20 protein-coding genes and 2 pseudogenes are annotated in these 23,205 nt (G+C 69.9%); 8 read left to right on the top strand and 14 right to left on the bottom strand.

The annotated features are described in order from the left end of the window. The first annotated feature begins 4 nt into the window (after window positions 1–4). From ACFXOA_RS28680 to ACFXOA_RS28670, 3 genes are all read left to right on the top strand, one after another. On the top strand, window positions 5–1,003 hold the full coding sequence (locus tag ACFXOA_RS28680) for a carbohydrate ABC transporter permease (RefSeq protein ID WP_385034466.1): 999 nt from the start codon (window positions 5–7) through the stop codon (window positions 1,001–1,003). Next, window positions 996–1,880: a carbohydrate ABC transporter permease gene (locus ACFXOA_RS28675; RefSeq protein WP_385034464.1), complete on the top strand. Its 885-nt coding sequence runs from the start codon at window positions 996–998 to the stop codon at window positions 1,878–1,880. Before ACFXOA_RS28680 ends, ACFXOA_RS28675 begins: the two co-directional genes overlap by 8 nt. 164 nt (window positions 1,881–2,044) lie before the next feature. Continuing rightward, the gene (locus tag ACFXOA_RS28670) at window positions 2,045–2,905 is read left to right on the top strand and encodes an inositol monophosphatase family protein (RefSeq protein ID WP_385034462.1); all 861 of its coding nucleotides are present in this window, start codon (window positions 2,045–2,047) and stop codon (window positions 2,903–2,905) included. On the opposite strand, the gene ACFXOA_RS28665 is transcribed toward ACFXOA_RS28670, so the two are convergent. Continuing rightward, a complete protein-coding gene (locus ACFXOA_RS28665; RefSeq protein WP_385034484.1) occupies window positions 2,906–3,685 on the bottom strand; it encodes a nucleotidyltransferase domain-containing protein in 780 nt (259 codons plus the stop codon). Between the two features lie 124 nt (window positions 3,686–3,809). Between ACFXOA_RS28665 and ACFXOA_RS28660 the strand changes: the two genes are divergently transcribed. Next, window positions 3,810–5,225 (top strand): phytoene desaturase family protein, encoded by a 1,416-nt coding sequence (locus ACFXOA_RS28660; RefSeq protein WP_385034460.1) that lies wholly within the window; start codon window positions 3,810–3,812, stop codon window positions 5,223–5,225. 289 nt (window positions 5,226–5,514) lie between these two features. On the opposite strand, the gene ACFXOA_RS28655 is transcribed toward ACFXOA_RS28660, so the two are convergent. The 3 genes from ACFXOA_RS28655 to ACFXOA_RS28645 all read right to left on the bottom strand — a co-directional run bounded on the left by ACFXOA_RS28655 (window position 5,515) and on the right by ACFXOA_RS28645 (window position 7,670). Further along, window positions 5,515–5,823 (bottom strand): glycosyltransferase, encoded by a 309-nt coding sequence (locus tag ACFXOA_RS28655; protein WP_385034458.1) that lies wholly within the window; start codon window positions 5,821–5,823, stop codon window positions 5,515–5,517. Window positions 5,824–6,012: 189 nt separating this feature from the next. Beyond that, the gene (locus ACFXOA_RS28650) at window positions 6,013–6,351 is read right to left on the bottom strand and encodes a P-II family nitrogen regulator (protein ID WP_385034456.1); all 339 of its coding nucleotides are present in this window, start codon (window positions 6,349–6,351) and stop codon (window positions 6,013–6,015) included. After that, a complete protein-coding gene (locus tag ACFXOA_RS28645) occupies window positions 6,348–7,670 on the bottom strand; it encodes an ammonium transporter (RefSeq protein ID WP_385034454.1) in 1,323 nt (440 codons plus the stop codon). The genes ACFXOA_RS28650 and ACFXOA_RS28645 overlap by 4 nt, the downstream gene beginning before the upstream one ends. A 316-nt stretch (window positions 7,671–7,986) precedes the next feature. Between ACFXOA_RS28645 and ACFXOA_RS28640 the strand changes: the two genes are divergently transcribed. Further along, the gene (locus tag ACFXOA_RS28640; protein ID WP_385034452.1) at window positions 7,987–8,550 is read left to right on the top strand and encodes a hypothetical protein; all 564 of its coding nucleotides are present in this window, start codon (window positions 7,987–7,989) and stop codon (window positions 8,548–8,550) included. A gap of 174 nt (window positions 8,551–8,724) precedes the next feature. On the opposite strand, the gene ACFXOA_RS28635 is transcribed toward ACFXOA_RS28640, so the two are convergent. Further along, complete coding sequence (locus ACFXOA_RS28635) at window positions 8,725–9,957, bottom strand: right-handed parallel beta-helix repeat-containing protein (protein ID WP_385034451.1); 1,233 nt, start codon at window positions 9,955–9,957, stop codon at window positions 8,725–8,727. Between the two features lie 468 nt (window positions 9,958–10,425). On the opposite strand from ACFXOA_RS28635, the gene ACFXOA_RS28630 reads away from it, so the two are divergent. Beyond that, window positions 10,426–11,898 carry an AlkA N-terminal domain-containing protein gene (locus ACFXOA_RS28630; RefSeq protein ID WP_385034449.1) on the top strand — a complete coding sequence of 491 codons (1,473 nt, stop codon included), beginning with the start codon at window positions 10,426–10,428 and terminating at the stop codon, window positions 11,896–11,898. A 10-nt stretch (window positions 11,899–11,908) separates the two neighbouring features. After that, window positions 11,909–12,427, top strand: coding sequence for a methylated-DNA--[protein]-cysteine S-methyltransferase (locus ACFXOA_RS28625; RefSeq protein ID WP_385034447.1), 519 nt, complete (start codon window positions 11,909–11,911; stop codon window positions 12,425–12,427). Window positions 12,428–12,629: 202 nt separating this feature from the next. Here the strand turns inward: ACFXOA_RS28625 and ACFXOA_RS28620 are convergent, their stop codons facing one another. Next, window positions 12,630–13,214, bottom strand: a complete 585-nt coding sequence (locus ACFXOA_RS28620) for a TMEM165/GDT1 family protein (RefSeq protein WP_385034445.1) — start codon at window positions 13,212–13,214, stop codon at window positions 12,630–12,632. A 473-nt stretch (window positions 13,215–13,687) separates the two neighbouring features. On the opposite strand from ACFXOA_RS28620, the gene ACFXOA_RS28615 reads away from it, so the two are divergent. After that, a complete protein-coding gene (locus tag ACFXOA_RS28615) occupies window positions 13,688–14,161 on the top strand; it encodes an NUDIX hydrolase (protein WP_385034443.1) in 474 nt (157 codons plus the stop codon). Window positions 14,162–14,197: 36 nt separating this feature from the next. Here ACFXOA_RS28615 and ACFXOA_RS28610 read toward each other — a convergent pair whose 3' ends face one another. The 8 genes and pseudogenes from ACFXOA_RS28610 to ACFXOA_RS28575 all read right to left on the bottom strand — a co-directional run. Beyond that, window positions 14,198–14,932: an NAD-dependent deacetylase gene (locus tag ACFXOA_RS28610; protein WP_385034441.1), complete on the bottom strand. Its 735-nt coding sequence runs from the start codon at window positions 14,930–14,932 to the stop codon at window positions 14,198–14,200. A gap of 72 nt (window positions 14,933–15,004) precedes the next feature. Further along, a pseudogene (locus ACFXOA_RS28605) lies at window positions 15,005–15,364 on the bottom strand (NUDIX domain-containing protein); the annotation flags it as partial. Window positions 15,365–15,504: 140 nt separating this feature from the next. Further along, complete coding sequence (locus ACFXOA_RS28600) at window positions 15,505–16,494, bottom strand: phosphotransferase family protein (RefSeq protein ID WP_385034439.1); 990 nt, start codon at window positions 16,492–16,494, stop codon at window positions 15,505–15,507. A gap of 260 nt (window positions 16,495–16,754) precedes the next feature. Continuing rightward, a complete protein-coding gene (locus ACFXOA_RS28595; protein ID WP_385034437.1) occupies window positions 16,755–17,171 on the bottom strand; it encodes a hypothetical protein in 417 nt (138 codons plus the stop codon). After that, window positions 17,171–19,528 (bottom strand): hypothetical protein, encoded by a 2,358-nt coding sequence (locus ACFXOA_RS28590; protein ID WP_385034435.1) that lies wholly within the window; start codon window positions 19,526–19,528, stop codon window positions 17,171–17,173. Before ACFXOA_RS28590 ends, ACFXOA_RS28595 begins: the two co-directional genes overlap by 1 nt. Continuing rightward, window positions 19,525–21,375: a hypothetical protein gene (locus tag ACFXOA_RS28585; RefSeq protein WP_385034434.1), complete on the bottom strand. Its 1,851-nt coding sequence runs from the start codon at window positions 21,373–21,375 to the stop codon at window positions 19,525–19,527. The genes ACFXOA_RS28590 and ACFXOA_RS28585 overlap by 4 nt, the downstream gene beginning before the upstream one ends. Window positions 21,376–21,476: 101 nt before the next feature. Beyond that, window positions 21,477–22,937: a tyrosine-type recombinase/integrase gene (locus tag ACFXOA_RS28580; RefSeq protein ID WP_385034432.1), complete on the bottom strand. Its 1,461-nt coding sequence runs from the start codon at window positions 22,935–22,937 to the stop codon at window positions 21,477–21,479. Between the two features lie 102 nt (window positions 22,938–23,039). Next, window positions 23,040–23,180 (bottom strand): annotated as a pseudogene (locus ACFXOA_RS28575) (NUDIX hydrolase); the annotation flags it as partial. Window positions 23,181–23,205 lie beyond the last annotated feature (25 nt).

Below are 23,205 nucleotides of genomic sequence, written 5' to 3'. Positions count from 1 at the left end.
GTCCATGACCACCATCGTGAACCCCGAAGCGGGCAGCCCGACGGTGCATCAGGACACACCCGTGGCGGCGCCGCGCAAGCAGCGCCGCCCCGGGCGGATCCGCCGCATCGGTCTTCCCTACCTGCTGCTGCTTCCCGCGGTACTGCTGGAACTCCTGGTCCATCTCGTGCCGATCGGATTCGGCTTCGTCATGGCCTTCAAGGAGCTGACGCAGTTCTACCTCCGCGACTGGTCCGCCGCCCCCTGGCGCGGCCTGGAGAACTTCTCCGTCGCCGTCGACTTCGACGCCCCCGTGGGACAGGCGCTGCTGCGCTCGTTCTGGGTCACCTGCCTCTTCACCGTGCTGGCGGTGGCGCTGTGCTGGCTGCTCGGCGTCGCGACGAGCATCTTCATGCAGGAGGCGTTCTCGGGCCGGGGCGTGCTCAGGGCCCTGTTCCTGGTGCCCTACGCGCTGCCGGTGTACGCGGCCGTCATCACCTGGGCGTTCATGTTCCAGCGGGACAACGGCCTGGTCAACCACGTGCTTCACGACCAGCTCGGCCTGACCGACGACCTGCCCTTCTGGCTGATCGGCGACAACGCCTTCGTCACGCTGCTGATCGTCTCCGTCTGGAAGGGCTGGCCGTTCGCCTTCCTGATCGTGACCGCCGGACTGCAGAACATCCCCAAGGAGCTCTACGAGGCCGCCGCCCTGGACGGTGCGGGCATGTGGCAGCAGATCCGCCGGATCACCCTGCCGTCGCTCCGGCCGGTCAACCAGGTCCTGGTCCTGGTCCTGTTCCTGTGGACGTTCAACGACTTCAACACGCCCTTCGTGCTGTTCGGCAAGTCGGCCCCGGAGTCCGCGGACCTCATATCCGTCCACATCTACCAGTCGTCCTTCGCCACCTGGAACTTCGGTACCGGGGCGGCGATGTCGGTCCTGCTGCTGCTGTTCCTGCTCCTGGTGACGGCGGTCTACCTGTTCTTCACCTCCCGGGGAAGGAAGGCCTCAGATGGCTAGCACCACCGTGTCCGGCGGCCGCCCCCCACGCTCGCCGATGGCGTCACCGCGCTCCTTCGCCTGGGCGCGCAGGATCTTCCTGACCGTGCTCGCGGCGTTCGTCCTGCTGCCCGTGTACGTCATGATCTCCAGCTCGCTCAAGCCGCTGGAGGACGTGTCGGGCAAGTTCCAGTGGATTCCCAGCGGGCTGACGATCCGTCCGTACTTCGACATCTGGGAGACCGTGCCCCTGAGCCGGTACTTCGTGAACTCGCTGATCGTGGCCGGGGCGGCGACCGTCCTCTCGGTCGTCATCGCCGTGTTCGCGGCGTACGCCGTCAGCCGGTACACCTTCCGCGGCAAGCGGGTCTTCACCATCACGGTGCTGTCCACGCAGATGTTCCCCGGCATCCTCTTCCTGCTGCCGCTCTTCCTCATCTACGTGAACCTCGGCGAGGCCACCGGAATCGCCCTGTTCGGCTCGCGGGGAGGACTGATCCTCACCTACCTCACCTTCTCGCTGCCGTTCTCGATCTGGATGCTCATCGGATACTTCGAATCCGTGCCGCGGGAGCTCGACGAGGCCGCCATGGTGGACGGGTGCGGGCCGGTCATGGCGCTGTTCCGGGTGGTGGTGCCCGCCGCGGTCCCCGGCATCGTCGCGGTGGCGGTCTACGCCTTCATGACGGCCTGGGGCGAGGTGCTGTTCGCGTCGGTCATGACCAACGAGACGACCCGTACCCTCGCCGTCGGCCTCCAGGGCTACTCCACCCAGAACGACGTCTACTGGAACCAGATCATGGCCGCCTCGCTGGTCGTGAGCATTCCGGTGGTCGCAGGATTCCTGCTGCTCCAGCGCTATCTGGTGGCGGGCCTGACGGCCGGCGCCGTCAAGTGACCGGCACCGCGCCGCGGGCCGGGGCCCGGTCCGCCCGCCCCTGACCGCCGGTACCCCGGCCGGTGCCCGCGTCCCCGTACACCTCCGGCCCGGCAGGGCGGGACAGGGGCGGAGGGCGGCGCCCTGGCCGGGGTACCGGCGGCGGACCGTGCTTAGCTGGAGTCATGATCGATGACTTTCTGTACGGGGCCACCGGAGCGACGTCCGAGGTGGAGAACCTGGTCCGGGAGGCGGTCGCCGCCGAGATCCTGCCCCGCTACCGGCAGCTCGCCGCCCACGAGATCGTCGAGAAAAGCGGCCCGCACGACCTGGTCACGGCGGCGGACCGGCTGGCCGAGGCACATCTGACCGCCTCCCTGACCCGCCTGCTGCCCGGCTCGGTGGTCGTCGGCGAGGAGGCCGTCCACGCGGACCCCGCGGTCTACGACGCGCTCGGCGGCGACGCCCCGGTCTGGATCGTGGACCCGGTCGACGGCACCCGCCAGTTCGTGCACGGCGAACCGGGCTTCTGCACCCTGGTCGCCCTCGCCCGCCACGGCCGGGTGTACGCCTCGTGGACGTACGCCCCCGTGCTCGACGAGATGGCCGTCGCGGTCCGGGGCAAGGGCGCGACGCTCAACGGGATTGCGCTGCACAGCGGTTCACCCGCCCCCGGCGCCGTGCTCAAGGTGGCCATGTCCCACCCCGACTACACCTCCGACGCCCAGAAGCGGGCGCTGCTCGGCCTGCGCACCGAGGGCATCGACGCACGCGCCTGCGGCTCGGCGGGACTGGAGTACCTCGCCGTGGCCTGCGGCGCGTCCGACGCCGTCGCGTTCAACTGGGAATTCGCCTGGGACCACGCGGCGGGCCTCCTCCTCGTGACGGAGGCGGGAGGCACCGAGGCCACCCTCTCCGGCGCCCCGTACCGCATCACCGGGGGCAACGACCTGCCCTTCACCGCGGCCAGGGACGAGGCCACGGCCCGGCGGATCCTCGGGGCGCTGCGCGCCGGCACGCGGGGCGACACCCCCGGGGCCGGCTGATCAGCCGGCCTCCAGGACGGCCCGCACCTCGCGCACCACACCGGCCGCCGTCTCCACGGCGGCCGGATCCAGGGCACGCAGTGCCTCGGCGACCCGGTCCGCGAAGCCGGACGGGGTGTCCGGAAGAGCCGCCGCGGCGGCGAGCGCGCCCTTCTCGTTGAGGCACCACCGCCGGTGATGCGCGTGCAGGGCCTGGGCCAGGACGCCGAATGCCTTCGACAGGCACAGGGCGACGTAGAGGGTGTCACCGGCCGGGGCCGCCTTGCGCGCGGCGGCCACCGAGAAGTCCGCCTCCCACACCGCACCGGTCAGTGCGCGGCGCAGCGGCTCGGGGTAGGTGCGGGCCGCCTCCCGGAGGGCGGTCAGCGAGCCGCCCGGATCCCGCAGGACCCGGCAGAGCGCCACCTCGCCCGCGTAGCACGGGGACCAGAAACCCAGCGGATGGCCCGGCTGGATCCCCACCTCGTAGCGGCCCGCACGGCAGTGGGACCACACGGACTCCACCCGGTCGAGGTCCCGCAGGATCCAGTCGACGGCGACGCCGTCCACCGTCAGCCAGGCTCCGCCGTTCACCCAGGGGCCCCAGCCCCCGGGCCCCGCGACCTCGACGGGGGATCCCTGGGTCCGCGAGGCGAGGGCGGTGAGGGCCGCGACGTCGAGGGAACCCCGGTAGTAGACACCCAGGTCCCAGTCGGAACCGGGGCGGTGGGTACCGCGGGCCCGGCTCCCGCCGAGGGCGACGGCCTCGACGCCGGCCACCTGGACGAGCCCGGCGGCCATGGCGACGACGGGGGGCGGGTCCGCGGGTCGACCGTTCACGGACCGGGAGACTACCCGGCGTCCTCCCGTGGGCGCGCGTGAATATCCTGGACGCCAGGCCGCCGGCTGACAAAGGAGTCCCAAGGTGCCATCGATGCTGGACGCCGTCGTCGTGGGAGCGGGCCCCAACGGGCTGACGGCCGCCGCCGAACTGGCCCGCCGGGGCTTCTCCGTGGAGGTGTTCGAGGCGGGGGAGACCGTCGGCGGCGGCGCGCGTACCGAGGAGCTGACCCTGCCCGGCTACCGCCACGACCCGTGCTCCGCGGTCCACCCCCTGGGGATCGGGTCCCCCGCCTTCCGGGCGATGCCGCTCGCCCGGCACGGCCTGCGCTGGCTCCAGGCGCCGCTGTCGCTCGCCCACCCGTTCCCCGACGGCACCGCCGCCGTCCTCACCCGGTCCATCGGGGAGAGCGCCATGTCGCTGGGCCCGGTCGACGCGGGCGCCTACCGCAGGCTGGTCGCCCCGTACACCGGCCACTGGGACGCCCTCGCCGCGGACTTCCTGCGCACCCCGTGGGACGGCCTGCCCAGGGACCCGTACCGCTGGGCGCGGTTCGGCCTGGACGCGGTCCAGCCGGCCGCCCTGCTCGCCCGCCGCTTCCGCGGGGAGAAGGCGCGCGGTCTGATCGCCGGTCTCGCCGCCCACGCCATCGCGCCCACCAGCGGTTTCGCGACCGGGGGAATCGCGCTGCTCTTCGCCCTCGCGGCACATGAGAACGGCTGGCCGGTTCCGGACGGTGGCTCGCAGGCCATCTCGGACGCACTCGCCTCCTACGTCCGCGAGCAGGGCGGTGTGATCCGTACGGGGACCGAGGTCAAACGCCTCGACGAACTCCCGCCCGCCCGCGCGTACGTCTTCGACACCTCACCGGCCGCGGTCGCCCGGATCGCCGGGCTCGGCGGCGCCTACGACCGCTACCGCTACGGTGCTTCCTGCTTCAAGATCGACTACGCGCTCTCCGGTCCCGTGCCGTGGACCGCGGAGGAGGCCCGGCGGGCGGGTACGGTCCACGTCGGCCCCACCGCCACGGAGATCGACGCGTCCCTGAGGGCCGCGGTGACGGGACGGGACCCGGGCGTGCCCTTCCTCATCACCGCCCAGCCCAGTGTCGTCGACCCGAGCCGTGCGCCCGAGGGGCACCACGTCTTCTGGGCCTACGGGCACGTACCGGCGGGCTGGGAGGGCGATGCCACGGAGGTGATCGAGCGTCAACTGGAGCGCTTCGCACCGGGTTTCAGGGACCTCGTCCTCGCCCGTGCGATCGCGGGCCCACCGCAACTCGCCCTCCGCAACGCCAACTACGTCGGCGGGGACATCGCCACCGGGGCGTTCGACGGGCTGCAGACCGTGCTGCGGCCCAAACTCGCCCGCGTGCCGTACGCCACCGCACACCCGGCCGTCTTCCTCTGCTCGTCGGCCACCCCGCCCGGACCCGGTGTCCACGGCATGTCCGGCCATCACGCGGCCAAGGCGGTGTGGCGGCGCCTCCGTTCGGAGTGACCCCGCCGCACACGGCACCCCGGACGCCTGGCTCCGTTCCGCGTCTGCCTCCCGGAGATCCGGGAGGCAGCCCTCACGCGCCGTCCCGGCACCTCGGGGGTCAGCGAGGCGGTGCGTGTGACCGGGCGCCCCGCCGGGCGGGGCCCGTCACCTCCCCGGCCCGGCGGGGTACGGCCGATGGAGCCGGAACAAGTACGGGAAGGGACCGACGGGAGCGCAGCAGGCTCCTGCCGGCCCCCGTGGCCCGGACCGTGCGGACGGGCGGCGGTCGGACGGGTACGGGCGACGGTCAGACGGGGACCACCGCATCCTCGCGCATCCAGCCCCGGCCGTCCGACGCCGCGTCGGTGGTGACCAGCACATAGCCGTACTCGTTGTAGGACGCGCCCTCACAGGTGGAGGCGCCGACTATGTCACCGGCCTGCTTGGTCTTGACGACCGCACTGGCCGGGTTCGGGTTCTCGTACACTCCGGCGGTCGGCCAGACGACCTTGTACCGGCATCCGGCCTGGGCCGCGGCCCCGGCTCCCGGGGCGGTGGCCAGCGCACCGGCCAGGCCGAGTGCGGCGACCAGGACGGCGGTGGCGCGACGAGTCATACGCATGAGTGGTGATGCCTCTCGGTGATCGACGATCTGTCGGAGCAAAGAATGACAGGCATCACGGTGGTCACACCCCCACCGGGGGCGAGAAGATCTCCCGAACCCGTCCGGAGCCCTCCTGACGCGCACTCCGCGGAGCGTCCGCCGGTGCCGAGGCGCCCCCGACCGGAAGCCCGTCCCGCCTCCTCAGAGCGCCTCGGGGCCTCGCTCGCCCGTGCGGACCCGGACGACGGTCTCCACCGGCAGCGCCCACACCTTCCCGTCACCGATCTTGCCCGTGCGGGCCGCCCGGACGACGGCGTCGATCACCGGTTCCGCCTCGGCGTCCTCGACGAGGACCTCTATCCGGACCTTCGGCACCAGGTCCACGCGGTACTCGGCCCCCCGGTACACCTCGGTGTGTCCGTGCTGGCGCCCGTATCCACTGGCCTCGGTGACCGTCAGGCCGTTCACACCGAGGTCCTGCAGGGCGGTCTTCACCTCGTCGAGACGGTGCGGCTTCACGACCGCGGTGATGAGCATCATCGAGCTGGACTCCTGTCCTGGGTACGGCGTTCGGGCCGGCCCGGGGTCTGCGAGGCCGCATGACCGAGGCCGCCGTGATCGTAGGCGCTCTCGGCGTGCACCGTCTGGTCGAGTCCCGTGAGCTCCTCGTCCTCGGAGGCCCGAAGGCCCATGAGCCGGTCGATCCCCTTGCCGATCGCGTAGGTCATGAGGAAGGTGTACGCGGCGACCGCCACCACGGCCACGGCCTGCCGGGCGAGCTGGCCCGCCCCACCGCCGTAGAGAAGGCCCTCCGCGCCGCCGGTCATCGAGGCCGTGGCGAACAGCCCCACGAGCAGGGTGCCGACGACCCCGCCCACGAAGTGCACGCCGACGACGTCGAGGGAGTCGTCGTAGTCGAACCGGAACTTCCAGGCCACCGCGTACGAACAGACCACACCGGCGACGAGTCCGACGGCGGCGGCACCGAGGACGCCCACGGTCCCGCACGCCGGGGTGATCGCCACCAGCCCCGCGACCGCGCCGGAGGCCGCGCCGAAGGTCGTCGGGTGGCCGTCCCGCTTCTGCTCGACGAACAGCCAGCCGAGCAGGCCGGTGCATCCCGCGACCAGGGTGTTCAGGACCGAGGCGGCGGCCAGGCCGTTGGCCCCGAGCGCCGATCCGCCGTTGAAGCCGAGCCAGCCGAACCAGAGAAGTCCCGCGCCGAGCACCACCATCGGCAGGTTGTGCGGCCGCATGGCGTCCTTCCTGAAGCCGATGCGCGGTCCGACGACCAGCGCCAGGGCGAGACCCGAGGCCCCGCAGGTGATCTCCACGACCAGACCGCCGGCGAAGTCCAGGGCGCCGAGCGAATCAGTGATCCAGCCGCCGGGACCCCACACCCAGTGGGCGACCGGAACGTATACGAGCAGGGTCCACACCGGTACGAACGCGAGCCAAGCCGCGAACTTCATGCGGTCGGCGATCGCCCCGCTGACCAGCGCGGCCGTGAGGATCGCGAAGGTGAGCTGGAAGGTGCTGAACAGCAAGGTCGGTACGCTGCCGGTGAGTTCGGCGGGACCGATCCCCACCATGCCCAGGTGGTCCGGGCCGCCGAGGAGTCCGGCGAAGGTGTCGTCGCCGAAGGCGAGCGAGTACCCCGCGACCAGCCACACCACGGTGACCAGTGCGATCGAGACGAAGCTCATCATCAGCATGTTGAGCACGCTCTTCGTGCGGACCATTCCGCCGTAGAAGAGCGCCAGTCCCGGGGTCATCAGCAGGACGAGGGCCGTCGCCGCCAGGAGCCAGGCGGTGTCGCCCGTGTCGAGGCCTGCCGAGGCCAGGGTCGCGGGGGTCAAGAGAGAGTCCCTCCTCGGGGCGGCGTGGGGTCCGGCCCGAAGAGGGTGGCGGGCGCTCGTTTCGTGGAGGGCGCCGCGACGTTTCCGGCATGTTTCATTGCGTGAAGGTGACGGAATCCTCACACGCGGCGGTCACCGGGTGGTCCAGGGGACGGCCGGAGCCCGACGGCAGAGCCCGCGGCGACGACCGTGCGGCCGCGGGACGTCCACCCGGCGCGGTGCGAGCCACGAGCCCGCGAGGAGCGGTCTGTCGTCCCACCGATATGATCTCCGACCGCACGGAGTCCTCACCGCACCGAGCCGAAGCGGAGTCCTCATGCCCCTCTCGATCCTGAAGGATCCCTCTGCCGTCGTCACCCGGCTTCGCACGCCGTCCCTCGCCTGGGTGGAGAGCTGCACCGGTGAGACCGCGACGTTCTTCCCTGCCATCGACATCCCTCAAGCCAGGTTCAAGGGCAAGGGCGTCGGCTGGGTGGCCGAGCCCGCCGAGATCTTCACCGGCTGTTACGACGAGGACGAGGAGATCCCCGAGGAGTGCGTCTGCATCGCCTCGTACGGGCTCGACCAGCAGATGATGGAGATGTCCACCGGCGAGATCGCGGTGTACAACCCCGGTGGCTGGGACAGCGCTTCGGGTATGGCGTCCTCCGGAGACTTCCCGTCCGACGGCCATGCGGGGGCCGCCGTCTCCCTCCTCGCCGCCGTCGTCCGGGAGCTGGAGCTCCTCGACCGCCTGGACCCCGGGGCGCGTGAGACGGCGCTGACGGCGGCTCTCGACGAGGTCGATGCCTTCGTCGAGGCATTCCCCGACGATGTGGACGGTCCCCACTTCTGGAGCACGGTGACCCGGGACCTGCGCCGCCACTACCTGAGGCGGTGAACCCCGGGCCGGTGGCACGGGCCCCGGCCTCAGCTCCTACGCGCCGAGGCCGGCGGGGCGTAGGGGGACCCGCCGGCCTCGGCCGGATGTGCTTCGCCTTGACTTGACCTCGTGCCGTCGTCCGTCAGCGGGTCGTGGTGCCGCATGCCGACGGGCGGCGGTGGGAGAGCGGGACTACGGGGTCACTTCCTTGCCTCCGAAGGTCACCACGAGGTGGCCGTCCTCGGCGAAGGACCAGTCCATCGCGCCGCTGTAGGCGGAGCAGTCCGAACCGTTGGATCCGGTCCAGAACTGGTTCGAACTGTCGGCGTCACCCACGGTCTTGTCGTTCGAGCCGTCGTCCTTGCGGCAGGAGACGTTGTTGCGGAACACCGAAGTGCCCTTGTCGAAGCTGAAGTTGCGCTCGGCGTTGTCGATGCCGACGTTGTCCGACACCGTCATCGAGCCCGGGTTGCTGTTGTAGGTGAACCCGTGGTGGCCGTTGTCGTAGGCGATGTTGCGCCGGACGATGTGGTCCACCTCGATGTCGTCGCCGCCGAGCTTGAAGCCGTTGCGGTCGCCGTCCTCGTTCACGGTCCCGTCGGAGAGGGTGCCGTTGCTGTAGGAGAGGGAGTCCTCGATGGTCACCGGGCCGATGGGACCGGTCTCCGTCTTGGTGTAGAGGTCCCAGCCGTCGTCGATGTTGTTGTGGGACACCGTGTACCGGAACACGTTGCCGGGGCCCGAGGTGAGCTTCGAGGCGAAGCCGTCGGCGTCCTCGCCGTCCGAGTCGGCGTTGTCGTGGGACTCCGAGCTGAGGATCAGGTTGTTCGCCGGCCACTCGTCGTCGGGGGTGTCGGAGGCGATGCGCGAGATCTGGAGGCCCGAGTCGTGGTTGAAGCGCGTCACGACGTGCTCGATGACGTTGTTGCTGCCGCCGACGAAGATCCCGTTGTCACCGGCGTGCTCGACGACGACACCGTCGATGTGCCAGTACGCGCCGTTCACGGCGAGCCCGCGGTTGGCGGGGTCCTCGCTCATGGCGGAGAAGTTCAGGACCGGGGTCTCCCCGGGGTAGGCGGCCAGTGTCGTACGGGCGCTCGCGGAACCGTCGTTGCCCGGGGGGATGGTGACCGTCTCGGAGTAGGCGTACGTGCCGCCGCGCAGGTAGATCGTCCCGCCGGAGGCGACCTTGCCGATCGCCGCGGCCAGGGTCGTGGGGTCGGACTCGGTCCCCGCCGCGTCGGCGCTGCCGTCCGGGGCCACGTACAGGGCGTCCGCGGCGACAGCGGCGGCGGAGCCGACCGTCCGGGTGCCCGTGTTCACGGCCTCGGGCGCGGAGGTCGCCTGCGCCATCGCGCCGGACAGCGCTACGAGTGAGCCGGCCAGCAGGCCGACGCAGGCGATGACGGGCTTCTTCTTCTGCATCGTTCGTCTCCAGGTTGGGGGGAAGGTGACCAGTGGGGGGCCGGAGCGGCGGATCCGGGAGAACTCCCTGCGTCGCCGGAGCGGTCCGGTAGGGGCGGACCTGGCCGGCGGGCCGGGTGCGACGGGGGTGTCCCGTCGTGGAACGAGCTGCTGTGTGCTGTGTGCGAAGACTCGACTCCCTGTTCGGGTGTGTGAACAGAAGGTACGAGTGGTACAGGATCACGTGGGGGGCAAGCGCTTTCTTGGACCGTAGGCCCGTGTCGTGGTCGCGTCAATACATGTGTACGTGATTGATGTTCACCAATATGAACGATGTATGGCTGGGTACACCTGTCGCGCCCCTGAGCTCGGGCGGCGTCGGCGCGTGTTCGGGGAGGGCCCGCAGGTGTCCGTCACGGAGTCGTCGCCCGCGAGGTGGATGTCGGATTTCCGCCAGCCTCGAGGACCCCGCCGGGTGATGCTTGAACCATGCACACCGATACCGCCCGCTGTGTCCGGGCCGTCCGGTCGAAGGACGCCCGCTTCGACGGCTGGTTCTTCACGGCGGTCCTGACCACCGGGATCTACTGCAGGCCCAGCTGCCCCGTGGTGGCGCCGAAGGCCGGCAACATGACCTTCTACCCGAGTGCCGCCGCCTGTCAGCAGGCCGGCTTCAGGGCGTGCAAGCGGTGCCGCCCGGACACGACTCCCGGCTCCCCGGAGTGGAACGCCCGGGCCGACTCCGTCGCCCGGGCGATGCGCCTCATCCAGGACGGGGTGGTCGACCGGGAGGGCGTGACCGGGCTGGCCGCCCGGCTCGGCTACTCGGCCCGGCAGATCGAACGCCAGCTCCTCGCGGAACTCGGTGCGGGGCCGCTCGCGCTGGCCAGATCCCAGCGCGCCCAGACCGCCAGGGTGCTCATCGAGACGACCGGGCTTCCCATGGCCGAGATCGCGTTCGCGGCCGGGTTCTCGTCCGTCCGGACCTTCAACGACACCGTGCGGGAGGTCTTCGCCCTCGCCCCGGGCGAGCTGCGGACCCGGGCCGCTCGCGGGAGCCGGGCCCCCGTCACCCCGGGAGTCATCGCGCTTCGGCTTCCGTACCGGGCCCCGCTCACCCCCGGCAACCTCTTCGGGCACCTCGCCGCGACCGCCGTCCCGGGGGTCGAGGAATGGCGCGAGGGCGCCTATCGCCGCACGCTCACCCTCCCGCACGGCCACGGCATCGTGGCGCTCTCCCCGGGCGCCGGCCACATCGACTGCAGGCTCTCCCTCACCGACCCCCGGGATCTCACCCAGGCCATCAGCCGCTGCCGCAGACTCCTCGACCTGGACGCCGACCCGGTCGCCGTGGACGGGGAGCTCCGCTCCGATCCCCAGCTGGCGGCGCTGGTCGACTCCGCGCCCGGCCGGCGGGTGCCGCGCACCGTCGACGCGGCCGAGTTCGCCGTGCGCGCGGTACTCGGGCAGCAGGTGTCCACGGCGGCCGCCCGCACCCACGCGGCGCGCCTGGTCCGCGCGCACGGGCTGCCGGTCGAGGACCCCGAGGGCGGGCTGACCCATCTCTTCCCGACGCCCGCCGCACTGGCGGGACTGGATCCGGAGGCGCTCGCCCTGCCGCGGAGCAGGCGTGCCACGCTGACCACCCTGGTGACCGCCCTCGCGAACGGCTCGCTGCGCCTGGACGAGGGCACCGACTGGGACAGGGCACGCGCGCAGCTCACCGAGCTGCCCGGCTTCGGGCCCTGGACGGTCGAGGTCATCGCCATGCGCGCCCTCGGCGACCCGGACGCCTTCCTGCCGACCGATCTGGGGATCCGACGGGCCGCAGAACGGCTCGGGCTCCCCGCGACCCCGGCCGCGCTGACCGCGCGCGCGGCCGGATGGCGCCCCTGGCGCGCGTACGCCGTGCAGTACCTGTGGACCGTGGACGGCCACCCCATCAACCATCTCCCCGCCTGAGGAACGCACCATGACCAGCACAGACACGACAACCAGACGGCACACGGTCGTCGACAGCCCGTACGGGGCGCTCACCCTCGTGGCGACCGACGGTGTGCTGTCCGGCCTGTACATGACCGGCCAGAGGCACCGCCCGCCCGAGGAGACCTTCGGCGATCCGGATCCGCGGCCGTTCGGTGAGACCGTCCGCCAGCTCGCCGCGTACTTCGCGGGGGAGCTGACGGAGTTCGACCTGCCGATGAGCCTTCGCGGCACCGAATTCCAGCGTGCCGTCTGGGCGGAGCTCGTACGGATCCCGTACGGGGAGACCCGGTCCTACGGCGAACTGGCCGACCGCCTGGGCAGACCGGGCGCCTCCCGGGCGGTGGGTCTGGCCAACGGGAGGAACCCGGTGGGGATCATCGTCCCCTGCCACCGCGTGGTCGGAGCCTCCGGGGGTCTGACGGGGTACGGCGGCGGGCTGGACCGCAAGCAGCGGCTGCTCGAGTTCGAGAAGGGGGCGGGGAACGGGACGCCCGCCCTGTTCTGACCGTGGGGCCCGCCGTGGAGGCACCGTCCCCGTGCCCGGCGCCCGGTCCGGCCACGGCGGTGCGCCCGCCGTACGGCGGGCACGATCCCACCGCCACGGCGCAGTGCGCAGGGAGCCGCCCCGGCCCGTGGAGCGGGTGGGCCGGAGGCCCTCACCGCCGGACCGGGCCGGTCCGGACGGGCCCTCGGGCCCCGAACCCGGCTCAGCCGGTGAAGATCTCGATGACCGACCAGATCGCCAGGGCCAGCATGCAGAGTCCGCCGACGCGCTGCACCGTCTTGAGCGGGACACGCTTGGCGATGAACCGCCCGGCCAGCAAGGCCAGTGCGGAGACCGACATCAGTGCCGCCGCGGACCCGATCGCCGTCGACCAGGTGCCGTTGCTCGCGGCGAGGTTCGCGGTGGTGATCTGGGTGAGGTCGCCCCACTCGCTGATGAAGACCGCCATGAAGGCGGTTGAGTAGACCGGCCAGAAGCCGGTGACCGTCTTGACCTCCTGGTCCTCGTCCTCGTCCCCGCCGCCTCCACGCAGCAGCATGAACGCGCCGAAGGCGAAGAGGGCGGCCGAGACCAGCTTGACGATCCAGCCGGGCAGCAGGCCCAGCAGCCCGCCCGCCCCGACCGCGATGGCGACGTGCACGATGAACGCGGAGGACGTGCCGAACCAGACGTAGAGGGGCCGCATGCGCGTGCCCATGGCCAGTGAGGCGAACATCGTCTTGTCGGGGAGCTCCGCGAGGAAGATCAGCCCGAAGGCGGTGAGGATCGCCAGGGGGTCGAGATGCATTCCGGGTGGCTTTCTGTGTGGGCCGGGCCCGGGCGTTCCGCGAAGAGCCGCTCGGGCTGTCCGGAGGACCACTCGGCCCGGCATGACCGCAGCGCCCGCGGGGGTGCGGGCGTGTCATACCTGACCGAAGGTCTCGCCCGCCCGTGACGATCCTCGGGCCCGGCCACCGGGAACCCGGGGGTTCCAGTGTGTCGACGACCGGTTTGCAGGGCTACTCCCCTTCGCAGCCCTCAACACTACCCCACGGGATCTGCGGCGGCCCTCCCGGCCGGAGTCCGGCGAAGACCGGCCACAGCTCCGGGGGAGCGCCTTCAGGGGCCGGCGGCGCCCGGGCGCCGCCGGACGGCCCCGGTGTCCCGGACCCGCCGGAGAGCCCGGCCCTGTACGCTTTCAGCCCCTCCCGGCGCGTCAGGCCGGGCCTGGAGGGCTGAGGCCACGAGCGGGCCCTGACGGGCGAGGGGGAGAGGCGCGGGATGAGCTTCCGGCTGGCGGCCTACGCCGTCTGCGTCCGGGACGGACGGGTCCTCCTGGTGCGCGCCGTACCCGCCGCGGGGGAGCCGCTGTGGTCGCTGCCGGGCGGGAAGGTGGAGCACGCCGAGGACCCCTTCCACGCGGTGACCAGGGAGATCACCGAGGAGACCGGCTACGAAGCGGTGGTCGAGGAACTGCTCGGCGTGGACTCCCGGGTGGTCCCCTCGGCCGAGCGCACCGTACCCGGCGGCCCCGAGCACCAGAACGTCGGAGTCTTCTACCGGGCCAGGATCACGGGCGGCCGGCTCCGGCCGGAGCCGAACGGAGAGACCGATGCCGTGGTCTGGACGCCGATGGACGACGTCGTGGGGCTCCGCAGGTCCTCCCTCGTCGACATCGGCCTCGCCCTGGCGCGGACACGGCCGCCGACCGGGCACGTCGATCCCGTGCCGACCGGCGGCCTGATCCAGCACTGACGGCACCGCCACGGTGAGCGGGGGCGCCGGAGATCCCTAGGCGCCGCCGTGCTCCGCCGCGAGCCGTTCGAGCAGCGCGGGAAGCGCCGTCCCGATCGGCTCGCGGACGGTCTCCTCCGCGAGTTCGTCGTACGGCGTCGGCTCGGCGTTCACCACGATCAGGCGGGCTCCGTGCTCCACGGCGATCCCCGCGAGCGAGGCCGCCGGCTGCACCTGGAGCGTCGTTCCCACGGCGACGAACACCTCGCTCGCCTTGGCGATCGACATCGCCTGGGCGAGTACCTCCGGGTCCAGCCGCTCGCCGAACATCACCGTCGCCGACTTCAGGATCCCGCCGCAGGCGGTGCACGACGGGTCCGCGTCACCGGCGTCGACCCGTGCCAGCGCGTCCTCCATCGACGACCTGGCATGGCACCGGGTGCAGACCACCCGCCGTGCGGTGCCGTGCAGTTCGAGGACCTTCCGGGCGGGCAGTCCGGCCGCTTGGTGCAGACCGTCGACGTTCTGGGTGATCACCCGGACGGGAACACCGGAACGCTCCAGGGCGGCCACCGCGTGATGCGCCTTGTTCGGTTCGGCGTTCCAGGCCGCGCTGGTGCGCCGCATCTGCCAGGAGCGTCGCCGGATCTCCGGATCGGCCATGTAGAAGTCGTACGTGACGAGCTTCTCCGCCTCCGGGTCCTGACGCCACAGGCCCTGCGGGCCGCGATAGTCGGGAATGCCGGAATCGGTGGAGATTCCGGCTCCGCTGAGGATCGCGACGAGAGTCATGGCCCGAGCCTACGAAAGGCCCCGGGCCGACGCGAGGGGATTTGCCCAGGCGTCCGGCCCCGGCGCCTCACCTCAGCCGGAGACCGGCACCCCGTCCTCGAGTTCGGCCGGGCCCGCCCCGGAGTCCAGCACCTCCAACGCCGCTGCCACACGGAGCCCCAGGCTGCCCAGCAGGTGTGCAGGAAGGTCCTCGCGTTCCACCAGGCGCCAGGAGACGAGTTCCTCCTCCTGGAGCCGGATCGCGTCGAACGCCTCCCCGGTCAGCACCCCGCCGTCGTACAGGTAGGCGACGATCGGCGGACGCCCCGCCCCTCGCGCCCAGTCGACGGCGAGCAGCCTGCCCGGCGCGAGGTCCAGCCCGATCTCCTCCAGGGTCTCCCTGCGGGCGCCCTGCCGCGGGCTCTCCCCGTCGTCCGACTCGACCGTGCCGCCGTTATGAACAGTTCGCATGTCTCAATGCCTCAGATGTCTCATCGCGGCGCTTCAAGGAACAAGGCACAGCCACTGCAGGGGAGCCTGGGTGTCTCAGCGCCGCAGAGCGTCAAAGTCCCAGCATTGAGACACCCGGAAAATCAGGCGTGGACCAGTTCCAGCGCCTGCTTCAGGTTGTACTCGGCAATGCCTGCCATGAAGGCCCGGTCGGGGAAGTCCCCGTCGAGCAACCGCAGCGGTCCCGCCGTCAGCGAGAGCCGCTGTGCCAGCATGTAGAGCGCGAGCCGGTCCTCGTCCAATCCGGCCACCGCCAGCGGCCGGTAGGCATCGTGCAGGCGGATCTGCAGGAACACGTGCTCCCACTCGACATCGAAGTACATCAATCCCTCGATGTCGATCGCCACGGGATTCCCGTCCGCGTCCACCAGCACGTGGTCGGGTCCCAGTTCACCGTGCACGGCCGCGTACTCCGCGCGCGGCCGCACCGCCGCCGCCAGGCCCAGCAGCCGCTCTTCCAGTCGGTCGCGGGCGCTCGCGATCCGTGGCTCGCGCGAGGCTGCCTCGGCGAGGTCCCGCAGCGCACGGTCGAGGACTACCCCCTCGCACGACGTACCGCGCGACGTTCCTCCTCCGTCGACCACGGCCACCTTCCCGTACGCCGGTGCCCGGTGGCTTCGCATCGCCTCCAGCGATTCCGCGAGCCGGGCCATGACCGGAGCAGCCGCGTGCCGGTCGCGGGCGAGCAACTCCTCCAGGCTTTCGCCCGTGAGGTCCTCGACGATGGCAAGGTCGGCTGGGCAGTGAGCGCCGTCGCGATCGACGAGACGGATCGCCGGAACGAGGACACCGAGTGCGTACAGCCGCGCGTGCGCAGCCTCGAACAGATCGAGCCCGAGACCGGGCGAGAACGGGTCGGTGAGGTCGTCGTCGCCCTCGGCCGCCGGCCAGTAGTTCTCGGCGTCGTCCCACAGGTAGGCGACCGCCGTTGTCGCATCGTCCATCACCAGGCGGTACACGCCCTTCTTGCTGCCGCCCGCGATCCGCTCGACCGCCTCCAGCCGCCGTCCGCCGCCCAGCGCGACCCGCGCCGCACTCGCCAACTGCTCCCGCGTTACTGCCCTGGGTGCCACGTCCCGAACCGCCTCTTCACCACGACAACCCGCATACCTTACGGGAGCCATCGACGTGCGGGCGATTGCTTAATTCCAGATCCGAGCATGTGCTGGCTCTGGTCCCAAGGGGCGCCCCGCTGCCGGCCGAGATCACTGATGCTCCCGGACTGCGCTCCGCGGGGAGCTGACGACAGTTGTATACGATCGCCTACCAGTAAATCTCAACCCCGTCCCCGCCCCGGGGGCGACTGGTCAGCTGGAATGCCAGGCGCGAGGGGTCAACGGTGAGAATCGATCTCGCTGGTGAGGGCGGCGAGGCGACCCTGCTGCCGAGTGTTCTGCTTCTTCTTCAGCTCGATGTTCTCGTGGTAGAGGTTGGCCGTCACCGTGGCCAGGGCGTCGAGCTTGCTCTGCAGCTCGGTGACCTTCTGGCTGGCTTTTCTGAGTTTTCCCTTCAGCTCGGCGATGGATTCGTCGCGCTGGACCTCGCCGGGCGTACGGAGGACTGGTTGCGGGATGCGGGCGTTCCACTCGGCGAGGATGTCCTCGGCTCGGTGGACGGTGGCGTGGCTGACCTGGGCCTCGCGGGCCAGATTCTCCTTGGTGAGCGCGCCGTCGCTGTACAGGGGCGCTCCGGCCAGCAGCCGGGTCATGGCTTCCCTGAGTTTCGCGGTGGTGACTGCGGACACAGGCATCAGATGTTCTCCTTCAGCTTGTCGATCTGCGAGGTGGCAGAGCGGACTTCGGCGAGCCGCGTCTGGGCCTGTTCTCGTAGCGGCTTGGAGAGCTTCTTCTTCAAAAGCTCCACCAGGTCGGCCTCCTCCATGCGCCAGATCCGCTCGTGCGACAAGGTGAGGACTGAATTGCGGCATCGGGACGGTTGGCAGGCACCCAGCAGTGGGCCCTGGCCGCGCTGAGCAGGTGGGAGTTGGTTCTGGCACTCTGCCGTGGGCGCGTTCCACAGGCAGTGGTTGACCGTGCCCAGGTGGAGGTTCGCGAACTCGTCCCGCAGGAGGGTGATCTCCAGCCGCTCGTCTGCGATGTGGGCCCGCAGCGTCGGGTTCGCTTCGATTGCGGCGTTGACCTTGTCGAGCCCGGCGTGGAAGCGGGTTGCACCTGGTCCGACCGCGATGGTGGCGCCGGACCGGCGGGCTTGGAGCAGCCGCACCAGCTTTTGCGCTGCCGCGGTCTGCAGATCGGTGTCGAACTCCTTCGCCCACTTGGCATCGGGTTTGCCGTAGGCGCCGGTGAGACGATTGGCCAGTGCCCTGCGCGCGGCGTGCTTGAGCTGGATCCCCAGGGCGATCTCGCCGTCCGGTTGCTGGCTGGCGATGATCGACATGGTCTTTCGGAACATGTGCGGACGTACCCGCCCGGGAGGGATCTCCTCCACGCCAGTGAGGTGCCTGGTGGCGTTCACCGTCTCGATGAAGAAGTCGATGTCGTCGGCGGCGGAAATACCCGCTCGTCCTCGTCCGGCAGATCCGCCCTCGCTCGGCGGTGTCATCGTGGCGAAGACATGGGTCTCGTGCCAGGACAATCGCTCGGCCACCGCCAGGGCCTGTGCGACCGGTTCGATGACCCACCAGTTGGCCTGCGGCCTGGAGGAATCCCCCTTCGATTTGCGGGAGCTGATCGCCGGAGACCCGTAGTGCTGGGTGAGCGCGCCGCGCTGGATTTCCTGGATCTCGCTGTCCCGCATCGCACTCAGCGCTGCAACGAAGATGTAGCAGGATGCCCGAAGCATCCGCAGGTCTCTGGCCAGTTGCTTGTCCCAGTAGACGATCCGGCGCTCTCCGACTGCGGCTTGCAGCACCAGATCGCGTCGGCGCCGACCTTGTTTGCTTCCGGTGCCGAAGACATCCACCCGTTCCGAGGTGTCGTAAAGCAGGCCCTCCAGTGCGGACCACACCGGCTCCCCGGGAGCCAGCCGGCTCGTTTCGGCATGGACGGGGATGAGGTTCGCTGGATCGCCGAGCCAATCCTGGAGCATGGCGTCCATAGCCTCGGACGAGCGACGGCGGGTCCCGTAGTCGGCGTAGGCCGACTCGAACTGCTTGGCCTCGGCGGGACGGACAGGCCGGATCCGGCCTGTCTCCTCGATCATCCGCAGGACCTTCTGCCGACGTTCCATGCCTTGCCTGTTGTTCTTGGTCGCGAAGGCCGTGGAGCTGGCCCCTGTTGTCACCGCTCGGCTCAAGGAGCTCCAGATGGGGGTTCCCTTCGGGTTGAACCTGGCGTCGCGGTCGCTGACGGGTACCAGATTGGCCGGGTTGGTCAGCCACAACTCCAGCTGGCGGTTGATGCCTTCAGCGCTGAGGGTGGCTGGTTCCGTCGGCGCTGTTGCGGCCCGCTCTGCTTCGCGATCGCGTTGGTCCAGGATGCTCGCGGAGAATCGGTCGATATAGGACCATGCAGCCCGGAGGAGCGGCCACCAGACTTCCGGCGGGATCGAGGGCGTGGCCAGCTCGTCACGGGTGGCGACCTTGGCGACGTCGCTGTCTGTCTGTCCTGGCCAGGGGTCTTCCAGAGAGTCGGTGCCCGTCAGGATGGAGGAGAAGCGGACCAAGTGGCGGACGGCTCCCACCGCACTCCGTACCGACTCCGGTTTCGTGCTTGATGCGCAGTGGTCGATGTAGCCCTGCCAGTCCTCAACCGACCAGAAGTGCAGGTTGTCCGGCATCCCTTCGTGAAGCGCCCAGGTACCGAGCTGAGACATGCTGAAGCAGACCTTGATGACCGTGGCGGGGGCCCATTTCTTCCTGGGGAGGAAGATGCCCGCGCTCCTCAGGGCCTGGTGGTTGGGGTTGAGCATGCTGAACGCGACTTCTCGTGCGCGCAAGTTCCAGACCGGGTCGAGCGGGAACACGCATTTCCACTGTGCTGGGCTCTTGTTCGCCGGCCGTCTGAGGCAGTCGCAGGGCCACTCGTCGATGCGCCCGAAGACCGGACCGCGGACGTCGGGGAGTTGCCCAGGCATATTGCTGTATACGGGTTCGTCGTCGGCGAAGGTCCGGGATACCGGCCTGTCCGTTGCGGCGAGGACGGTCATCGGTCGTACTCCGTTCGCATGCCCAACGACAGATTCAGACGGATGTCCTGGTCTTCGATGGCCCGGCGCGCGGCGGGAAGGTGCTCAGCGCATTCCTCGAACACTTCGGCCAGCGCCTTGGCCTGGCGTCCCCATACTGCATCCCAGACCCTCGGCGGCTGTGTCAGTCGCATCCGCTCGATGTGGTCGGAGAGCAGCAGCTGCTGCGGCAGTTGTGAGACGAACACCACGGCGTTGGTGCAGATCATGCACATGGCCGGGGCGACATGGCAGAGCTTGCCGGGGGTGCTGTGCGGTGAGTCGTGCGGGTTCTTGCAGTTGGTGACGCCCATGTCGAGCTCACCGGCGCTCAGGGCGGCACCCAGTTCAGGGCTCACCCCCAGGGCCTGGGCGACCTCCGGTTCGCCGAGGCGGGACTGCACATCGGGGTCGACCAGAACCGGCTTGGCGGCGAGTCGGTCGAACACGAGCGTCTGGGCGCGGTTCATCGCCGCTCCGGCCAGGACCCGCGCGGTGGTGCCGTGGGCGTAGTGGCCCTGGAACACCTGGATGCTGTGATCATCCCCCGCCATGTCGGACAAGGTGCCTCCCAGGGCGACGACGCGCGTGGTCTTCGCGGTCTTGCGCAGCCGGGGTGCCGCGTGCGGTTCGGAGATGGCCAGGACAGGCTCTCCGGCCGCGTCGACGTGCGAGGCGATCCAGTGCGTGAAGCGGCGACCCGGATCGACGAAGCGAGCGAACCGAGCATCCATGGTGCTGCGGTTCTTGTCATATTCGACCGCGGTGAACAGCCATGGCTCGCCGCCGAACACCTCGCGCGTCAGCGCGGTGGCCGCCATGAGGCGTCGCAGCAGACCAGGAACGTCCCAAGCGCCTCGGCCCTCGTAGGCGAGCTCCCCAGGTACCTCGCCCTTCTCCAACTGATCGACTACGTGGTAGTCGGCCCGAACGCGATCCGCGCGGTTCTTGGTCTGGACGATACGGACGCCCTGATCGCTGAATTCAAGGTCTGGAACCCGTAGCGCGTGCAGTTCCTCGGTGGTGCAGTCGAGCATGGCCAGCAACAGCAGGACCCGAAACGGGTGCAGATCCAGCTCCTGCGGAAAGAGCAAGGCATGCACTCCCCGTAAGAGGCCGTAGAAGCCGCCAAGCGCACCACTGTCGGTCGGCCGTGCTTCCCGTAGCTCCTGGGGCCAGTGCTTGGCATGTGCAGGGAGGTGAACACGGAGTTCATCCATGGTCAGCAGACGGTGTCGGGCGGCCCAGACCAGATTCGGCAGTTCCCTCCATCCGAACTCGCGCGGATCTCTTCCGGCCTCCAAGAGCTCGTTTCCCCGGGTAAGACGCTTCTCAAGAGTTCTCAGATCGTCCTGGGCAGCGCCTTTGAGCGCGAGACGTTCGGAATTGGAGAACTCGTCCAGCGGTTCCCCGGTGGCCTTGCGCAGGGTCGGCGGCGCCCCCGCGCGCCTACGCAGCTTCTCCGGCACGCGTGCATCGCGCTCAGCCCAGTGGTGAACCAACGCGAGCATCGAGCGTGACAGTTGCCAAGGTTGCGACGAGTTCTCCGGGAACTGCGTGAGGAGGTCGTTCTCCCACGCGTAGATGGCTTCGGCGAGGTCGATGTGGTCGGTGTCGAGGCGTGCGTCCGCGGGGTTCAGGCCCAGAGCGGTCAGATAAGGGCCGAGGAACTTCGCGAACGAGCGAATCGCTCCCAGGTACCTGTCACTGTTCTTCAGCGCTGCTTTGTGGTGGTATTCGATCCACACGTCGGCGAGTTGAGAGACCAACGCCCGGCATGTGTACTCTCCCGGATCGATTCGGCTGGTCGTGGTGCGGCCACGCTTCACCTGAGTCAGCTCCCGCACTCCGACGTGGTCGACGGTGCGTGGAGCGGGCAGGCGCGGCGGTAGTGTCGCGGACCGGGATCGGCGTTCTCCTCGGCGCGGCATCAGACGGCCCACCCTCCGGCCTGGCGAGCGGCCAGGTCTGCGTAGGTGCGGTCCTGATCGTTCCAGTCCTTCACTGCCCGGGCGACGAGCAGGTTCGTCTTTCTCTTGTAGGTCAGGTATCGCATGGTCGATTCGGGACGGCGATGCCCGAGGAGCCGCATGACGGTCAGGAACGGGTTGCGGGACACGTGGTCCGCCGCATAGGCGGGCGCACGGCCGGTGAGGCGTTGCTGCTCCTCGTCCTGGGCGCGGACCAAATCGGTCAACTGCTCCAGCATGTATACGGCGAAAGTATGGCGAAGGTCATGAATCCGGACCTGCCCCGGCATCTCCAACGGCAGGTTGTGCTCGGCCGCGATCCGCACCGCTCTCGCGTGCGCGTCGGCGAAGATCTGCTCCCAGCGCTGGCTGCTGATCATCCGCCCATTGCGCCCGACGAAGAGTGCCATCGACTCCAGCCCCTGGTCGCCCTCAACGACTGTGATCCGCCGCAGCGGCGCCTTCATCGCCTTGATCCTGTAGGTGCGTCGCCGGCCGTCCTTGATGCCGCTGACCTTCATCGTGCGCATGTCGACGTCGTCGACGACGAACAACTCATCGCGCTGCCGGTACAGGTTCTTCGCGGCCTTGCGAAGGGAACCTGCACGCTCGGTCCTTCGGTACCAGTCCAGTTCACACAGCGTGGCGTCCTGGATCTCGGTGGTTCTGGGCAGGCCGAACTTCGCGATCGCCTGCAGTTCGACTTCCTTGGTCGAACCGTCCCGACGAGGGGCGCCGACTTCGATGTCGAGCAACGTGCTGAACTCCCGCAGCCGCAGGCCCGTCGTGATGGAGAGATTCCCGCCGCAGCTGTCCCGCAGAGCATGGCCGGAGCGGAAGGTGGGATCCGCCTTGCCGTCGGGCAGCAGCCCACGCAGGCCGACCCGGTCCAGAAACCACCACTGCTCGAACGTCAGGTGACGTACGTCGAGCTCGCTGGTCGTTCCCCAGTTGAGGATGTCGCGGCCGTTCTTCTTGCGGTAGTACGGGCGCCGGTCCAGAAGCCTCGCCTCATCGACCGCCCAGTCGTAGAACCTGTTGATCGTGGCCCTGCGGCGCTTCCACGTGGCCGGCGCCATCGGCTCGTCGCGGTACTCGATGCAGTGATCGCGGTAGGCGATCAGGTCGTCCTCGGTGGCAGACAGCAGGTCGGTCGGGGGATCGAGGCTTGAGAGGAAGTCGTCCAGGTCGAGGAAGTCGTACGTGTAGTCACGTAGCGACTTGGCCTCAAGGGTCTTGGCGAGCTCGTAGAAGAACGAGCAGTGGGGCTCCAGCGGCCGCATGTCAGAGCCGAGGAAGAAGGGGGTTCCGTCCTTGAGGGCCTTGCTCCGCCTTGTGTACTGCGTCCCGTCCAGGATTACCCCGGAAGGTGCTTCGTAGTGGCGCCGTGCGGTGACGCGTGACGTGAAGAAGTAGTCCATGGCTCCTCTTGAGACAACGAGATGACCATGTGGCTAACGACTCTCCAGCAGAAAGGTAGCTGCCGAGCTGGCGGGCTGAGACATCCGTGGATGCTTTGCCTAACCGCCGGGCAACGCCCAGCCCGCGCGGTAGTTCGGCTCGACGAGCAGCACCCGCCCGCGCTCGTCCCTGAAGAGCGTGGCCGCCCCCACGAGCACCCGGGGGAGTCCTGCGATGTACGTCGCGTAGTCAGCTGTGGTCACGGAGGCAGCGTAAGGGCTGCCCCCG

The organism is Streptomyces sp. NPDC059166, from assembly GCF_042755185.1.
GTDB lineage: Bacteria > Actinomycetota > Actinomycetes > Streptomycetales > Streptomycetaceae > Streptomyces.
The sequence above is the reverse complement of the archived record's forward strand: the minus strand, read 5'-3'. Positions and strand labels throughout refer to the sequence as shown.

Bases quoted from the DNA above. Each gene is read 5' to 3' on its own strand.
- ACFXOA_RS28630 (WP_385034449.1), top strand. From the start codon at position 10,426: ATGCACACCGATACCGCCCGCTGTGTCCGGGCCGTCCGGTCGAAGGAC.
- ACFXOA_RS28670 (WP_385034462.1), top strand. From the start codon at position 2,045: ATGATCGATGACTTTCTGTACGGGGCCACCGGAGCGACGTCCGAGGTG.
- ACFXOA_RS28650 (WP_385034456.1), bottom strand. From the start codon at position 6,351: ATGATGCTCATCACCGCGGTCGTGAAGCCGCACCGTCTCGACGAGGTG.
- ACFXOA_RS28590 (WP_385034435.1), bottom strand. From the start codon at position 19,528: ATGACCGTCCTCGCCGCAACGGACAGGCCGGTATCCCGGACCTTCGCC.
- ACFXOA_RS28635 (WP_385034451.1), bottom strand. From the start codon at position 9,957: ATGCAGAAGAAGAAGCCCGTCATCGCCTGCGTCGGCCTGCTGGCCGGC.
- ACFXOA_RS28680 (WP_385034466.1), top strand. From the start codon at position 5: ATGACCACCATCGTGAACCCCGAAGCGGGCAGCCCGACGGTGCATCAG.
- ACFXOA_RS28665 (WP_385034484.1), bottom strand. From the start codon at position 3,685: ATGGCCGCCGGGCTCGTCCAGGTGGCCGGCGTCGAGGCCGTCGCCCTC.
- ACFXOA_RS28595 (WP_385034437.1), bottom strand. From the start codon at position 17,171: ATGCCTGTGTCCGCAGTCACCACCGCGAAACTCAGGGAAGCCATGACC.
- ACFXOA_RS28655 (WP_385034458.1), bottom strand. From the start codon at position 5,823: ATGACTCGTCGCGCCACCGCCGTCCTGGTCGCCGCACTCGGCCTGGCC.
- ACFXOA_RS28640 (WP_385034452.1), top strand. From the start codon at position 7,987: ATGCCCCTCTCGATCCTGAAGGATCCCTCTGCCGTCGTCACCCGGCTT.
- ACFXOA_RS28625 (WP_385034447.1), top strand. From the start codon at position 11,909: ATGACCAGCACAGACACGACAACCAGACGGCACACGGTCGTCGACAGC.
- ACFXOA_RS28580 (WP_385034432.1), bottom strand. From the start codon at position 22,937: ATGGACTACTTCTTCACGTCACGCGTCACCGCACGGCGCCACTACGAA.
- ACFXOA_RS28615 (WP_385034443.1), top strand. From the start codon at position 13,688: ATGAGCTTCCGGCTGGCGGCCTACGCCGTCTGCGTCCGGGACGGACGG.
- ACFXOA_RS28675 (WP_385034464.1), top strand. From the start codon at position 996: ATGGCTAGCACCACCGTGTCCGGCGGCCGCCCCCCACGCTCGCCGATG.
- ACFXOA_RS28610 (WP_385034441.1), bottom strand. From the start codon at position 14,932: ATGACTCTCGTCGCGATCCTCAGCGGAGCCGGAATCTCCACCGATTCC.
- ACFXOA_RS28620 (WP_385034445.1), bottom strand. From the start codon at position 13,214: ATGCATCTCGACCCCCTGGCGATCCTCACCGCCTTCGGGCTGATCTTC.